A 15,051-nucleotide genomic window follows, 5' to 3' on the forward strand; every position below is an offset into this window, starting at 1 on the left:
TGACGCGCGTCGGAGGGTCGTCCCCACAGCTGACCGTGGCAGCATGCAACCTCATGCGCATCGGCACCGTTCGCCGCGGCCGGGCCCAGGAAGCGGAGCCCGGCATCTCGGGCACCGCACGGCTGGACCGCCGCACGAAGAACCTGACGAAACGACTGCGCCCTGGCGACATCGCCGTCATCGACCACGTCGACATCGACCGGGTCAGCGCCGACGCCCTCGTCGGCTGCAAGGTCGCCGCGGTGGTGAACGCCGCGCCCAGCATCTCCGGCCGCTACCCGAACCTGGGGCCCGAGATCCTGATCAACGCCGGCATCCCGCTGCTCGACGAGGTGGGCAAGGACGTCTTCGGCAAGCTCAAGGAAGGCACCCACGTCCGGCTCGACGGCAACCAGCTGATCGACGACGCCGGCACGGTCGTCGCGGAAGGCACGGCGCACGACACCGCCTCGGTGACCGCCGCCATGACCGAGGCCAAGGCCGGGCTCTCCGTGCAGCTCGAGGCGTTCGCCGCCAACACCATGGAGTACATGAAGCGGGAGCGCGCGCTCCTGCTCGACGGCGTCGGCGTCCCCGACGTCACCACCTCCCTCGAGGGCCGGCACGCCCTCGTCGTGGTCCGCGGCTACGACTACAAGGAGGACCTGCACGCCCTCCGCCCCTACATCCGCGACTACCGGCCCGTGCTCATCGGCGTGGACGGCGGAGCGGACGCGCTCATCGAGGCCGGTTACCAGCCGGACATGATCGTCGGCGACATGGACTCGGTCAGCGACGACTCGCTGACCAGCGGAGCCGAGGTCGTCGTGCACGCCTACGCCGACGGGCGCGCCCCCGGCCTGGCCCGCGTGCAGGACCTCGGCGTGGAGGCGATCACCTTCCCGGCGTCGGCGACCAGCGAGGACATCGCGATGCTCCTGGCCGACGAGAAGGGCGCCAAGCTCATCGTCGCCGTCGGCACGCACGCCACCCTGGTCGAGTTCCTCGACAAGGGGCGCGGCGGCATGGCCTCCACCTTCCTCACCCGGCTGCGCCTGGGCGGCAAGCTCGTCGACGCCAAGGGCGTCAGCCGGCTCTACCGCAGCCGCATCTCGACCGCAGCCCTCGTGGTCCTCGTCCTCGCCGCCTTCGTCGCGATCGGGTCGGCCCTCGCCGTCTCCGCGGCCGGGCGCGTCTACCTGGACCTGCTGCTCGACCAATGGAACAGCTTCATGTTCTGGCTGGAGAACCTCCTCTCGTGATCGACTTCCGCTACCACCTGGTCTCGCTGATCGCCGTCTTCCTGGCGGTGGCGCTGGGCATCGTCATCGGGACGACGCAGCTGAACCAGCCGATCCTCAACGACATCGAGAACCAGGTCACCGCCCTCGAGAAGGACAAGCGCTCGCTGGAGGACCGCACCCAGCAGCTGCAGGCCGAGCTCGACACCGCGGAGGGCTTCCAGGAGGCCGTCGCGCCGACGCTGGTCGCCGGTGCCCTCGCCGACCGCTCGGTCCTGCTGCTCGCCGCCGACGAGGAGGTCGCGCCGGAGACCGTGGAGCTGGTGACCGCGCTGATCCAGGAGGCCGGTGGCTCGGTCAGCGGCGTCCTCCGGCTCCGCCCGGAGTACACCGACCCGTCGACGGCGACCAGCCTGCAGAACTACGTCAACGGCAGCGGCCGGCCGGCCGGCGTCGAGCTCCCCGAGGACGGCGACGCGAGCGTGCTCGTCGCCTCGCTGCTCTCCCAGGTCCTGATGATCCCGCCGGGCGCCCCCGCTCCGGACACCGCCGCCATCTCCTCGGTCGTCTCCGGGCTGAGCTCGCTGGACGTCCTCCGGCAGGAGAGCTCCTCGGTCGCCCCGGCCAACCACGCGGTCGTCCTGACCTCGGGTGAGATCGAGGGCGAGGACGTCGACACCCGCACCGCCGCGCTGGTCGAGCTGGTCCGCGCCCTCGACGGCGCGGGCTCCGGGGCCGTCGTCGCCGGGGACGGCGTCTCGGCGCGCGAGACCGGACTGGTCGGCGTCGTGCGCGCCGACCCGGCGCTGGCCGCGGCCGTCTCGACCGTGGACAACGTCGAGACGGCCGTCGGGCGCATCAGCACGGTGCTGGCCCTGGGCCGCGAAGGCCAGGGGACGTCGGGCAAGTACGGCACGGGCGACGACACCCAGCCCGTGCCGCCGGTGCCCGCCGCCGCGCAGTGACCGCGCCGAGGACCGGCGCGAGCCGGCTGCTGCCGGCGCTGGCCGGGGCAGGCGCCGCGCAGGTCGCGCTGGCCGGCGCGCGCTCGCTCACCGGGCGTCCCGCCGGTGCCCCCTGGCGGCGCACGAACTACGCCGGGCGGCCGGTCACCCTCCTCGGCGGGCCGGCGCTGGCGCTGTCGGCCACGGCCACGGCGGTGCTCGGCGCGCCGACCGGCACCCGCGCCGCCGCCGCCGTCGTCGGCACCGTGTCGGGGTTGGTCGGCGGCTACGACGACCTCGCCGGCGCGCGCCCGGAGCAGGCCCGGGACAAGGGCCTGGCCGGGCACCTGCGCGCGCTGCGCGCGGGCCGCGTGTCGGCCGGCGCGGTGAAGGTCGCCGGCATCGGCGCGGCCGCCGCCGTCGCCGCCCTGCTGACCCGCGACCGCGGCCGGGGCGCCGGTGCACTCGTCGACGGCGTGCTGACGACCGGCCTGGTGGCCGGCACCGCCAACCTGCTCAACCTGCTGGACCTGCGCCCGGGGCGGGCGGCGAAGGTCGGGGCCATCGCGGCCGCCACGGCGCTCGGCGGGCCGGCGGGTGGGCTCGTCAGCGGCCCGCTCGGCGCGACCCTGGCCGTGCTGCCCAGCGACCTCGGCGAGCGGGTCATGCTCGGCGACTGCGGCGCCAACGCGCTGGGCTCACTGCTGGGCCTGCGGCTCGCGGCGATGCCGCACCGCGGCGCGCGGGCCACCGCCCTGGCCGTGATCACCGGTCTCACGCTGGCGAGCGAGAAGGTCAGCTTCACCCGGGTCATCGAGGCGACGCCGGGTCTGCGGGAACTGGACCGGCTCGGCCGCCTGCCCACGTGAGCGCCCGCCAGGTGGCCCGCGGGGTGGCCGGGGCCGCGGCGCTGATCGCCGTGCTCACCGTGCTGGCCCGCATCGCCGGGTTCGGCCGCACGCTGGTCTTCACCAACACCGTGGGCGCGGGCAGCACCGGCGACGTCTACCTGGCGGCGAACAACGTCCCGAACATCGTCTTCGAGGTCGTCGCCGGGGGGGCGCTGGCCAGCCTGGTCGTGCCCATGCTCGCCGGCGGCATCGCCTCGGGCGACCGCGACCAGGTGCGGCGGACGGCGTCGGCGCTGCTCGGCTGGACGCTGCTGGTCCTCACCCCGCTGGCCGTGCTGCTGGCCCTGTTCGCCGAGCCGGTGGCCCGGCTGCTGCTGGGCGGCGGGGACGAGGCCGAGGTCGCGCTGGCCGCCCGGTTCCTGCTCGTGTTCGCGCCCCAGGTCGTGCTCTACGGCATCGGCATCGTGCTCACCGGCGTCCTGCAGGCGCACCGCCGCTTCGCCGGACCGGCCCTCGCGCCGCTGATCTCCAGCCTCGTCGTCGCCGGGGCGTACCTGACCTTCGCCGCGATCGGGGGCGGCCGCTCCGTCGACGACCTCGGCACGCCGGCCGAGCTCGTCCTCGGCGTCGGGACGACGCTCGGCGTGGTGGCCCTGAGCCTGAGCCTCCTGCTGCCGATGCGCGGGCTGCGGCTGGGCCTGCGCCCGACGCTGCGCTTCCCGGTCGGCGCCGCGCCGCGGGTGCGCCGCCTGGCCGTCGCCGGCGTCCTCACCCTCGCCGGCCAGCAGCTGGTGGCGGCGGTCGCGATCCGGCTGGCCAACGACGGCGCTCCCGATGGCACCCAGGTCGCCTACACCGCCGCGCTGACCGTGTTCCTCCTGCCCTGGGCGGCGCTGGCGGTGCCGCTGGCCACCTCGGCCTACCCGGGGCTCGTGGAGCGCGCCGAGAGCGGCGACGAGCCCGGTTACCGCCGCGCGCTGGCGCCGGTCGTCGTCCTCACCGTGGCCGCCTCGGCGGTCGCCGCCGCCGCGATCGCCGCGGCCGCCGGACCGCTCGCGCGGGTCTTCCTCGGTGCGGGGTCGACCGACCAGGTCGCCGCCCTCCGGGACGCGATCCTCGCCTTCATGCCCGGCCTGGTCGGCTACGGCCTGGTCGCCGTGCTCACCCGGGCGCTCTACGCCCGGGGACTGTGGAAGGCACCGACCGTCTGCGTGCTCGGCGGCTGGCTCCTGGCCGTGGCAGCGGACCTGGTGCTCGCCGGCGCGCTGCCGGCCGGCGACCGGGCCCTGGCCCTCGCCGCCGGGCACTCGATCGGCGTCACGGCGGCCGGTCTCGGCCTGCTGGTCGTGGTCGCCCGCGTCTCGGGCGGAGCGGCCCTGCAGGGCCTGCCCCGGGCGGGGCTCGGCGCCCTCGCGGGGGCAGCACTGGGCACCGCGGCCGGGCTGGGCGTGGCCCGGGCCCTCGACGCGGACCCGGTGCCCGAGGGTGGCCTGCTCGGCACGCTGCTGGCCGGGGTCCTCACCGGGGGCACCGTGCTCCTGGTCGCCGGGGCGGTCATGATGGGCACGGCGCGCGGGCCGTTGGGCCGCGCGCTCCGGGAGTTGCGGTCGTCGGGCGGTCAGGAGGTGCGCGGTGGCTGAGCAGCTCCTGCTCGACCACCGGGTCACCGAGGTGCTGGCGACCAGCACCGGCGGGGTGGGCACCCACGTCCGGTCCGTCGTCCCCTCCCTGGTCGCGGCCGGTGCGCGCGTGCAGGTCTGCGGCCCCCGGGCGACCGACGAGCTCTTCGGGTTCTCGGTCCGCGGCGCCGACTTCACCGCCGTCGAGATCTCCGCCGGCCTCGCCCCGGCCGCCGACGCCCGCGCCGTCACGGCCCTCCGGGCTGCTCTCGCCGGCACGGACGTGGTGCACGCGCACGGGCTGCGGGCCGGCCTCGTCGCCGCGGCGGGACGCCGGCTGGCCGGCAGCCCCGCGCGGCTGGTGCTCACGCTGCACAACGCGCTGCCCGAGGGGGGCGGCCTGCGCCGGCGGGTCCTCGAGCAGGCGGAGCGGGCCACCGTCCGCGCGGCCGACGTCGTCCTCGCCGCCTCCTCCGACCTCGCCGATAACGCGCGCCGCCTCGGGGCCCGCGACGTCCGGCTGGCCCCGGTGTCCGCCCCGCCCCTCCCGCCGGCCGGTCGCAGCCGCACCGAGGTGCGAGAGGAGCTCGGTCTCGTCGACGACCGGGCGTTGGTCGTCGCGGTGGGGCGGTTGCACCCGCAGAAGGGCTACGACGTCCTGCTCGACGCCGTCGCCCGCTGGTCGGCCGACCTGCGCGTGCGCCCCGCCCCGCTGGTGGTGGTGGCCGGCGACGGCCCGCTGCACGACGAGCTCGCCGCCCGCATCCGGGACGAGCTGCTGCCGGTGACCCTCCTGGGCCGCCGGGACGACGTCGCCGACCTGCTGGGCGCCGCCGACCTGTGCGTGCTGCCCTCGCGCTGGGAGGCGCGCTCGCTGACCGCCCAGGAGGCGCTGCGGACCGGGCTCCCGCTGGTGGCGACCGCGGTGGGCGGCCTGCCGGAGCTGCTCGGCGACGCCGCGGAGCTCGTCCCCGTCGGCGACGCGCGAGCGCTCGCCGAGGCCGTCGTCCGGGTGCTCTGCGACAGCGCCCACGCCGCCGACCTGACCGAGCGGGGACTGCGCCGCGCGGCGGAGTGGCCCGACGAGGCGGCCACCGCCGCGCACCTGGTGCACCTCTACCGCGAGCTGCTCGACGCGCCGCCCCGGTCGGGGTCATGAGCAGCCCGGCCCGCCGTGCCGCCGCGCTGGTCGTGTCGCTGCTCGCGCTGCTGGTCGGGCTGCCGGGGAGCGCCGCCGCCGACGAGGCGGTCGTGGACCGGGTGGTGGTCGTCGGCGTCCCGGGGCTCACCTGGGCCGACGTCGACCCGCAGGTCACGCCCGCGCTGTGGGCCATGGCGGAGGACTCCGCGATCGGCGCCCTGTCGGTCCGCGCCGCCCGGTCGACAAGCTGCCTGCTCGACGGCTGGGCCACACTGGGCGCCGGCAACCGGGCACGGTTCCCCGGCACCGACGAGGGGCTCCCGCCGGTGCCGCTGCCCCCCGACCCCGGGGCCGGTGCGGAGGGGGACTCGCCGGAGCCGCCGCCCGAGCCGCCGCTGGACACCTCGCTCACCCACTGCGGCCTGCAGGAACGGGTCGCCGCCGTGGCCCTCGGTGATCCGCTGGCCACCGTGTCCCGCATCGCGGCGGACGCGGGCACCGTCCGCTTCGGAGCCGAGCCCGGGGCCCTGGGCGCGCAGGTCGGCTGCGGATCGGTCGTCGGCCGGGCCGCGGCGCTGGCGGTGGCCGCTCCCGGGGTCTCCCTGACCACTGCGCCGACGCTGCCCCCGGAACCGGCCGAGCTGACCGCGCTCCTGACGGAGTGCCCGCTGGCGCTGGTGTCGCTGGACCAGCTGACCACTGCCGGTCGCCCCGGGGCCGAGCAGACCGACGACGGCACCGAGCCGCTGCCCCGCACGGCCGCGCTCGGCCGCATCGACGAGGCGGTGGACCGGCTGCGGACCGCGGTGCAGGACCTCCCGGGGGAGACCCTGCTCCTGCTCGCCGGAATCTCGGAGGTCAACGACGGCCGGTCCCAGCTGCACGTGGGCATGGCCGAGGGCCCCGGCTTCGACGGCGGCTGGCTGGTCTCGGCCAGCACCGGGCGAGCGCCGTTCGTGCAGCTGATCGACGTGGCGCCCACCGCGCTCCGGGCGCTCGGGCTGGAGGTGCCGGCCTCCATGAACGGCCAGCCGCTGCGCACGACCGGCGAGCGGCCGGACCTCGCCGCCGCGGTGACCGAGCTGGTGCACGCCAACACCGCCGCGGTCACCCACCACCGCAACACCGGCGCCTTCTTCTGGATGTTCGTCGGCGCCGGTGCGGTGGTCGTCGGCCTCGGCATGGCCCTGCTGCGCGGGGACCGGCGCCGGCCCGCCCGGGCCCGGGGTGCGGTGCGTTCGCTGTGCCTGCTCGTCGCCTCCCTCCCGGTCGCCACCTACCTGGCCGGCGTCGTCCCGTGGGAGCGCGCCGCCTCGCCGGTGAGCGCACTCGTGGCCGCCGTGGCGGTCGCGGCCGGAGCGGTCACCGCCCTGGCCGGCCTGGGCCCGTGGCGCCGGCGACGGCTGGGCCCGCCCGTGGTGGTCCTCGCCGTCACCCTGGCGACGCTGGTGGGCGACGTGCTCACCGGGTCGCACCTGGAGCTGGACGGCCCCCTCGGCTACGACGCGATCGTGGCGGGCCGGTTCACCGGATACGGCAACCTGACCTTCGGACTGCTCTCGGTCAGCGCCCTCGCCGTCACCGCCGTCGTGGCGACCTGGGCCGGGCGGCGGGTGCCCCCGGAGCGCCGGCGACCCACCGTCGGCGGCGTGGTGCTGGCGGCCGGGGCCGCGGTGGTGGCGGTGATCGGGGCTCCGTCGATCGGACGCGACTTCGGCGGGGTGCTGGCCGCGCTGCCGGGTTTCCTGCTGCTGGCGATGCTGCTCACCGGCATCCGGGTGACCGTCGTGCGCCTGCTGGCCGTCCTGGCGGCCGCCGTCGTCGCCGTCGGCACCGTCGCGGTGCTCGACTGGACCCGGCCGGCGGGGGAGCGGACCCACCTGGGCCGGTTCGTTGAGCAGGTGCTCACCGGCGACGCGTGGACGGTGATCGGCCGCAAGGCCGGGGCCAACATCGGGATCCTGCTGAACAGCCCGCTGGCGTGGATGCTGCCGGTGGCCGTCGTCGCGGCGGTGTGGCTGCTGCGTCCCGGTGGGCCCCTCCGCGGGGGCGCAGGACTGCCGCCGGCCGACCGCGCGGTGCTTCGCGCGGCCCTCCTGGCGATGGCTCTGAGCCTGGTCATCGGCGCGGCGGTGAACGACTCCGGCGTCGCGCTCCCGGCCACCGCGGCGGCGCTGCTGGTGCCGCTGCTGGTGTGGCTGGTGACCGCGCCCGGTGCCGGGCCCACCGGTTCGGGGGAGACCTCGGGTGGCGCTGCCCACTCCGGTCCGGCAGAGGACGCCGACCGTGTTACGGTCGTCTCCCGTGGGTCGACCGTCTGGAACACGTGATCACGGGCTCTTGCACAACTCCCAGCCGACGAAGTTCGTCTTCGTCACCGGCGGGGTTGTCTCCTCTCTCGGCAAGGGGTTGACCGCCAGTTCGCTGGGCGCCCTCCTCGCCAGTCGAGGGTTGAGGGTGACGATGCAGAAGCTGGATCCCTACCTCAACGTGGATCCCGGGACGATGAACCCGTTCCAGCACGGCGAGGTCTTCGTCACCGAGGACGGCGCCGAGACCGACCTGGACATCGGGCACTACGAGCGGTTCCTCGACACCGACCTCTCCGGCCGGGCCAACGTGACCACCGGCCAGGTGTACTCGGACGTGATCGCCAAGGAGCGGCGCGGCGAGTACCTCGGTGACACGGTGCAGGTCATCCCGCACATCACCAACGAGATCAAGGCCCGCATCATGGCGGTGGCCGAGACCGACGAGCGCGTCGACGTCGTCATCACCGAGATCGGCGGCACCGTCGGCGACATCGAGTCGCTGCCCTTCCTCGAGGCCGCCCGCCAGGTGCGGCACGAGATCGGCCGGGACAACTGCTTCTTCCTGCACATCTCGCTGGTGCCCTACATCGCGCCGTCGGGCGAGCTGAAGACCAAGCCGACCCAGCACTCCGTCGCCCAGCTGCGCAGCATCGGCATCCAGCCCGACGCGGTGGTCTGCCGCTCGGACCGGGAGCTCAACGAGGGCATCAAGCGCAAGATCGGCCTGATGTGCGACGTCGACGCCGAAGGGGTCATCTCCTGCCCCGACGCGCCGTCCATCTACGACATCCCCAAGGTGCTGCACCGCGAGGCCCTCGACGCCTACGTCGTCCGCCGCCTGGGACTGCCCTTCCGCGACGTCGACTGGACCGTCTGGGGCGACCTGCTCGACCGCGTCCACGCCCCCAAGCAGACGGTCACCATCGCGCTGGTCGGCAAGTACATCGACCTGCCCGACGCCTACCTCTCGGTCACCGAGGCCCTGCGCGCCGGCGGCTTCGCCCACCGCAGCCGGGTGCAGATCCGCTGGGTGCCCTCCGACGACTGCCAGACCCGGGAGGGCGCGGAGAAGGCGCTCGCCGGTGTCGACGGCGTCTGCATCCCCGGCGGCTTCGGGGTGCGCGGCATCGAGGGCAAGCTCGGCGCGATCGAGTACACCCGCACCAACGGGATCCCGACCCTGGGCCTGTGCCTCGGCCTGCAGTGCATGGTGATCGAGAGCGCGCGCAACCTGGCGGGCATCGAGGGCGCGAACTCCGCGGAGTTCGACCCGGAGACCCCGGACCCGGTCATCTCCACCATGGCGACCCAGCTCGACGTCGTCGCGGGCCGGGGGGACATGGGCGGCACGATGCGGCTGGGCAGCTACCCGGCCGCTCTGCAGAAGGGCTCGGTCGTCGCGGGCGTCTACGGCGCCACCGAGATCACCGAGCGGCACCGGCACCGCTACGAGGTGGCCAACGCCTACCGCGACCGGCTCTCCGAGGCGGGGTTGGTCTTCTCCGGCACCTCGCCCGACGGGACGCTGGTGGAGTTCGTGGAGCTCCCGAAGGAGACGCACCCGTTCTTCGTGGGCACCCAGGCGCACCCGGAGCTGAAGAGCCGGCCGACCCGCCCGCACCCGCTGTTCGCCGGCTTCGTGCAGGCCGCCATCGACTACTCCGACGCCACCCGGATCCCGGTGTCGTTCGAGGACGAGGCGGAGAAGGTCGGGATCTGATGGGCAGCGAGAACGACAGCGAGCGAGCATCGCAGGGAGCGCCAGCGACCGAGGAGCGGAACGAGCGCGGAGTCGAGCAGTGAACACCGACCCGGCCCCGCACGAGTACCGCCTGCTCGAGAGCGAGACGATCCACGAGGGCCGGGTCATCACCCTGCTGCGCGACACCGTCGCCATGCCCGCGGGAGGCGACAGCGAGCGGGACGTCGTCCGGCACCCGGGCGCCGTCGCCGTCGTGGCGCTGGACGACGACGGCCAGGTCGTGCTGCTCCGCCAGTACCGGCACCCGGTCGGCCAGTACCTGTGGGAGCTGCCGGCCGGGCTGCGCGACGCCGACGGCGAGCCGCCGCTGGAGACCGCCAAGCGGGAGCTGGCCGAAGAGGCCGAACTGGCGGCCGAACGCTGGTCGCTGCTCACCACCCACTTCAGCAGCCCCGGGTTCTGCGACGAGATGGTGCTGATCTACCTGGCCGAGGGGCTCTCGCCCGTCGGACGGCCGGACGGCTTCGAGGTGGAGCACGAGGAGCTCGACATGACCGTCGAGCGGGTGCCGCTGGCCGACGCCGTGCAGCGGGTGTTCGACGGCGGCATCCGCAACGCCGCCGCCGTCGTGGGGCTGCTCGCAGCCGCGCAGGCCCGGGCGACGTCGCCCCGGCTGCGTCCGGTGGACGCTCGCTAGAACGCTTCGGTCGCGGTCGCCCCGCTGCCGGCGGGCAGCCGCAGACCGAGCCGGCCCAGCTCCAGCTCGGCCAGCGCGCGGGTGGCGGCGGGGTCGCCGGCCCGCCAGGCCGCACCGGTCCCCGCCGGGAGCGCGGCGAGCCGGGGGAGGGGTGCGGTCGCCACGGCCCGGGCCGCCAGGAGCTCCACGTCCGGGACGCCGGTGAGCATGCGCCGCGCGGCACCGGCCTCCTGGGCGTAGCGCAACCGCCCCGGCAGCCAGCGCAGCAGCAGCCACCCCACCGGCAGCACGACCAGCACGACGGCGAGCACCAGGGCGAGGGTGTCGACGGCGTCCTGCGCCGACTGCCCGGCCCCGCGGACCGACCCGGCGGCTCCGGACAAGCCCTCGAAGGGGGCGGCCAGCTCGTCGCCGACCACCGGCACGTCCTCCGCGGCCGAGGCTGCCGAGTCCATGGAGCCCGCGACCGACCGGCCGAGGTCCTCCACGGCCCTGCCCGGCTCGGCCAGCACCAGGACGGCGCCGTGCACCACCCGGGCGACCAGCACCCACAGCACCGTCCAGAGCAGCATGCCCAGATCGGCGGCCACCTGGCGGGTGCGCAGGGCGGGGTGCTGGGCGTAGAAGCGCATGGACGATCCTCCGGGAGACGGGTGGGACCCCGTCATCGTCGGCCAGCGGGCGCTCTCCGGCAGGACGGGTCGGAGATCCCGGGCGGTCACGAAATGACCCACGTCACGGGTCCGGGCCGGATCCGTGCCTAGACTCCGCCCGAGGCGCGCCCCGAACGGGCCGCCCACGACGCGGTGGGGGGCTCCGTCACCCTCGGGGTCCGCCCGCCGGGACCAGGAGCGAAGCGATGCGGGTCGGGGTTCCCCGAGAGGTCAAGAACCGGGAGTACCGGGTGGCGCTCACCCCTGCCGGGGTGACGGAGCTGGCCCGGGCCGGGCACGAGGTGCTCGTGGAGCGCGGCGCGGGGGAGGGCTCCTCCATCCCGGACGAGGACTTCGTCGCCGCCGGTGCGCGCATCCTCGACTCGGCCGACGACGTCTGGGCCGACGCCGACCTGCTGCTCAAGGTCAAGGAGCCGATCGCCGAGGAGTACGGCCGGCTGCGCGCGGACCAGACCCTGTTCACCTACCTGCACCTGGCCGCCTCGCGCGAGTGCACCGACGCGCTGGTCGCCTCCGGGACGACGGCGATCGCCTACGAGACGGTGCAGACCGCCGGCGGTGCGCTGCCGCTGCTGGCCCCCATGTCGGAGGTCGCCGGGCGCATGGCGCCGCAGGTGGGCGCGCACAGCCTCGAACGGGCGCACGGCGGGCGCGGGGTGCTGCTCGGCGGCGTCTCGGGGGTCTACGCGGCCAAGGTCGTCGTCATCGGCGCGGGCGTCTCGGGCATGAACGCCGCCGCGATCGCCCTCGGCATGCAGGCCGAGGTGGTGGTGCTCGACCGCGACATCGACAAGCTGCGCGTCGCGGACCGGATCTACCAGGGGCACCTGCAGACGGTCGCCTCCAACGCCTACGAGCTGGAGCGCGCGGTCCTCGACGCCGACCTGGTGATCGGCGCGGTGCTCGTCCCCGGCGCCAAGGCCCCGACCCTGGTCAGCAACGAGCTGGTGTCGCGGATGAAGCCGGGCTCGGTGCTCGTCGACATCGCGGTGGACCAGGGCGGCTGCTTCGAGGACACCCGGCCCACCACGCACGACGAGCCGACGTTCCGGGTGCACGAGTCGGTCTTCTACTGCGTGGCCAACATGCCCGGCGCGGTGCCCAACACCTCGACGCACGCGCTGACCAACGTGACGCTGCCCTACGTCATGGCCCTGGCCAACGAGGGCACCTCGGCCGCCGTGCGGCGCGACCAGGCCCTGGCGCACGGCGTGAACGTCGTGGCCGGGAGCGTGGTCCTGCCCGAGGTCGCCGAGGCCCACGGCATGGCCGCCGTCCCGCTCCCGGAGGTCCTGCCCTGACGAGCACCCTCGACGCCGGTCCCGCGGTCGAGCGGGTCGTCACGGGCTACCTCGACCACCTCACCGTCGAGCGCGGCCTGGCGGCGAACACCATCGCCTCCTACCGGCGCGACCTCCGGCGCTACACCGAGTACCTCGGCGCGGCCGGCGTCCGCGGGCTCGGGGAGGTGGCCGAGTCCGACGTCTCCGGTTTCCTCGCGGCCCTGCGGCGGGGCGACGACGAGCACCCGCCGCTGTCGGCGACGTCGGCGGCGCGCGCCGTCGTCGCCGTCCGGGGGCTGCACAAGTTCGCGCTGCTCGACGGGCTCGTCGTCGACGACGTGGCGCACGAGGTGCGCCCGCCCGCCCCCGCCCGCCGGCTGCCCAAGGCGGTGCCGGTCGAGTCCGTGGTCGCGCTGATCGAGGCGGCCGGGTCGCTGGAGGGGCCCAGGGGACTGCGGGACCGGGCGCTGCTGGAGGTGCTGTACGGCACCGGCGCACGCATCTCCGAGGCGGTCGGGCTCGCCGTCGACGACCTGGACCGCGGCCAGGCCACCGTGCGGCTGTCGGGCAAGGGCGGCAAGGAGCGGATCGTGCCGGTCGGCAGCTTCGCCCTGCGCGCCGTCGAGGAGTACCTGGTGCGCGCCCGCCCGGCCCTGGCCGCGAACAGCCGGGGCGGGGTGCGCGGAGGAGCGCTGTTCCTCAACGTGCGCGGCGGGCCGCTGTCGCGGCAGAGCGCGTGGTCGATCCTGCGCACGGCGGCCGAGCGGGCCGGCCTCGGCGACGTCTCGCCGCACACCCTGCGGCACTGCTTCGCCACCCACCTGCTCGAGGGCGGGGCCGACGTGCGCGTGGTCCAGGAGCTGCTCGGCCACGCCTCGGTGACGACCACGCAGGTGTACACGCTGGTCACCGTCGACCGGCTCCGCGAGGTCTACGCGACCAGCCATCCCCGGGCGCTGACCTGACATGCTGACGGCCAAGGCTTGGGCAGGATCTGCGCTCAGTTCGGCTTGAGCAGTCACACCTGTTGGCATGCGTCGCCATGTCGACACGTCGACGGCGTGCCGCCTTGGGAAGCTTTCGTCCTCTCCTTAACGTCTCTGTCACCCGAGCGGACGCTGACGGCTGACCGCACCCGGAACGTCCGGACGGGTACGAGGTGGAGGCGACAGACCCATGGCGATCCGAGCGGACGCGGCACACGCCGTCGCGCGCCCGCACGACACCGACCCCGAGATGGGGGCGGCGGCGCTGCGGCTGGATCCGGCCAAGGCGCGCCAGCGCCGGCTGCCGGACCCGAAGCCGCTGACCCAGCACGGCCCGGCGCACATCATCGCGATGTGCAACCAGAAGGGTGGCGTCGGCAAGACGACGTCGACCATCAACCTGGGTGCCGCGCTGGTGGAGTTCGGCCGCAAGGTGCTGCTCATCGACCTCGACCCGCAGGGCGCGCTGTCCGTGGGCCTGGGCGTGCCGGCGCAGAACATGGACCGGACCATCTACAACGCCCTCATGGAGCGGCGCACCAGCCTGCGCGACGTGCTGGTGCACACCGACATCCCGGGCCTGGACCTGGTGCCGAGCAACATCGACCTGTCCGCCGCCGAGGTGCAGCTGGTCAGCGAGGTCGCCCGCGAGCAGACCCTGCTGCGCGTGCTGGCCGACGTCCGCGACGACTACGACTACATCCTCATCGACTGCCAGCCCTCGCTCGGCCTGCTGACGGTCAACGCGCTCACGGCCGCCCAGGGCGTCGTGATCCCGCTGGAGTGCGAGTTCTTCTCGCTGCGCGGCGTGGCCCTCCTCGTCGACACGATCGACAAGGTCAAGGAGCGGCTCAACCCCGACCTCGAGATCAACGGCATCCTCGCCACCATGTACGACTCCCGGACCGTGCACTGCCGGGAGGTGTTCAGCCGGGTCGTGGAGGCCTTCGGCGACACCGTGTTCCAGACCGTCATCCAGCGCACCGTGCGCTTCCCGGAGACCACCGTCGCCGGCCAGCCGATCACCACGTGGGCCCCCACGTCCACGGGCGCCTCGGCGTACCGCGATCTCGCCAAGGAGGTTCTGGCACTGTGACGCGCCGGCCCGTTCTCCCCGGTGCCTCGGAGCTGTTCCGCCGCACCGATGCCGCCGCCGCCCCCGAGGTGACGGAGCTCCCGAGCCTGCCCACGCCGGCCAGCTCGCCGGCGCTGCGCAGCGCCGGGGCCGCCCGCCGCTCCGCCGACACCGAGCAGGCCATGCCGCTGACCCTGGTGCCCGGCGGTGCCGAGTCCGGCGACGACGCCTTGGCGGCGTTCCGCGGTGGCCCGGCCGAGCCGGTCCAGCCCGCGGTCCTCCAGCCGCGGGTGGCCACCCGCGGCCGTCCGGCCCGCGGCAAGGCCGAGCGCACGAAGCACGACGAGAAGATCACCGTCTACATCTCGGCCGACGAGCTGCTGGCGCTGGAGTCCGCGCGGCTGGCGCTGCGCGCGCAGCACGGCCTGGCCGCCGACCGCGGCCGGATCGTCCGCGAGGCGGTGTCGGTCCTGCTGGCCGATCTGACCGAGCGCGGCGAGGACTCCGTCCTCGTCCGCCGGCTGCGCAGCTGAGCGGGTCCGCTCAC

At 75.1% G+C, this 15,051-nt stretch carries 13 protein-coding genes; 12 read left to right on the forward strand and 1 reads right to left on the reverse strand.

What is annotated here, in order from left to right; translation table 11 throughout:
• The first annotated feature begins 53 nt into the window (after positions 1-53).
• From steA to DQ244_RS11405, 8 genes are all read left to right on the forward strand, one after another.
• Positions 54-1,241, forward strand: a complete 1,188-nt coding sequence (gene steA, locus DQ244_RS11370; RefSeq protein ID WP_113811608.1) for a putative cytokinetic ring protein SteA — start codon at positions 54-56, stop codon at positions 1,239-1,241.
• Positions 1,238-2,185 (forward strand): copper transporter, encoded by a 948-nt coding sequence (locus DQ244_RS11375; RefSeq protein ID WP_113811609.1) that lies wholly within the window; start codon positions 1,238-1,240, stop codon positions 2,183-2,185. The genes steA and DQ244_RS11375 overlap by 4 nt, the downstream gene beginning before the upstream one ends.
• On the forward strand, positions 2,182-3,033 hold the full coding sequence (locus DQ244_RS11380) for a hypothetical protein (RefSeq protein ID WP_113811610.1): 852 nt from the start codon (positions 2,182-2,184) through the stop codon (positions 3,031-3,033). Before DQ244_RS11375 ends, DQ244_RS11380 begins: the two co-directional genes overlap by 4 nt.
• On the forward strand, positions 3,030-4,655 hold the full coding sequence (gene murJ, locus DQ244_RS11385) for a murein biosynthesis integral membrane protein MurJ (protein ID WP_113811611.1): 1,626 nt from the start codon (positions 3,030-3,032) through the stop codon (positions 4,653-4,655). The genes DQ244_RS11380 and murJ overlap by 4 nt, the downstream gene beginning before the upstream one ends.
• The gene (locus DQ244_RS11390; RefSeq protein ID WP_113811612.1) at positions 4,648-5,793 is read left to right on the forward strand and encodes a glycosyltransferase family 4 protein; all 1,146 of its coding nucleotides are present in this window, start codon (positions 4,648-4,650) and stop codon (positions 5,791-5,793) included. Before murJ ends, DQ244_RS11390 begins: the two co-directional genes overlap by 8 nt.
• Positions 5,790-8,105, forward strand: coding sequence for a hypothetical protein (locus DQ244_RS11395; protein ID WP_113811613.1), 2,316 nt, complete (start codon positions 5,790-5,792; stop codon positions 8,103-8,105). The genes DQ244_RS11390 and DQ244_RS11395 overlap by 4 nt, the downstream gene beginning before the upstream one ends.
• Before the next feature lie 10 nt (positions 8,106-8,115).
• A complete protein-coding gene (locus DQ244_RS11400) occupies positions 8,116-9,807 on the forward strand; it encodes a CTP synthase (protein WP_113811614.1) in 1,692 nt (563 codons plus the stop codon).
• A gap of 79 nt (positions 9,808-9,886) precedes the next feature.
• On the forward strand, positions 9,887-10,486 hold the full coding sequence (locus DQ244_RS11405) for an NUDIX domain-containing protein (protein WP_113811615.1): 600 nt from the start codon (positions 9,887-9,889) through the stop codon (positions 10,484-10,486).
• Here DQ244_RS11405 and DQ244_RS11410 read toward each other — a convergent pair.
• Entirely contained in the window at positions 10,483-11,118 is a 636-nt protein-coding gene (locus DQ244_RS11410) for a hypothetical protein (RefSeq protein WP_113811616.1), read from the reverse strand. The genes DQ244_RS11405 and DQ244_RS11410 overlap by 4 nt on opposite strands.
• 227 nt (positions 11,119-11,345) lie before the next feature.
• On the opposite strand from DQ244_RS11410, the gene ald reads away from it, so the two are divergent.
• The 4 genes from ald to DQ244_RS11430 all read left to right on the forward strand — a co-directional run bounded on the left by ald (position 11,346) and on the right by DQ244_RS11430 (position 15,037).
• On the forward strand, positions 11,346-12,461 hold the full coding sequence (ald, locus tag DQ244_RS11415; protein ID WP_113811617.1) for an alanine dehydrogenase: 1,116 nt from the start codon (positions 11,346-11,348) through the stop codon (positions 12,459-12,461).
• A complete protein-coding gene (locus DQ244_RS11420) occupies positions 12,458-13,408 on the forward strand; it encodes a site-specific tyrosine recombinase XerD (RefSeq protein ID WP_113812005.1) in 951 nt (316 codons plus the stop codon). Before ald ends, DQ244_RS11420 begins: the two co-directional genes overlap by 4 nt.
• A gap of 211 nt (positions 13,409-13,619) precedes the next feature.
• Positions 13,620-14,525, forward strand: a complete 906-nt coding sequence (locus DQ244_RS11425) for a ParA family protein (protein ID WP_113811618.1) — start codon at positions 13,620-13,622, stop codon at positions 14,523-14,525.
• Positions 14,522-15,037 carry a hypothetical protein gene (locus tag DQ244_RS11430; protein ID WP_113811619.1) on the forward strand — a complete coding sequence of 172 codons (516 nt, stop codon included), beginning with the start codon at positions 14,522-14,524 and terminating at the stop codon, positions 15,035-15,037. Before DQ244_RS11425 ends, DQ244_RS11430 begins: the two co-directional genes overlap by 4 nt.
• Positions 15,038-15,051 lie beyond the last annotated feature (14 nt).

The sequence above is a fragment of the Blastococcus sp. TBT05-19 genome (assembly GCF_003319095.1).
Classification (GTDB): Bacteria; Actinomycetota; Actinomycetes; order Mycobacteriales; family Geodermatophilaceae; genus Blastococcus.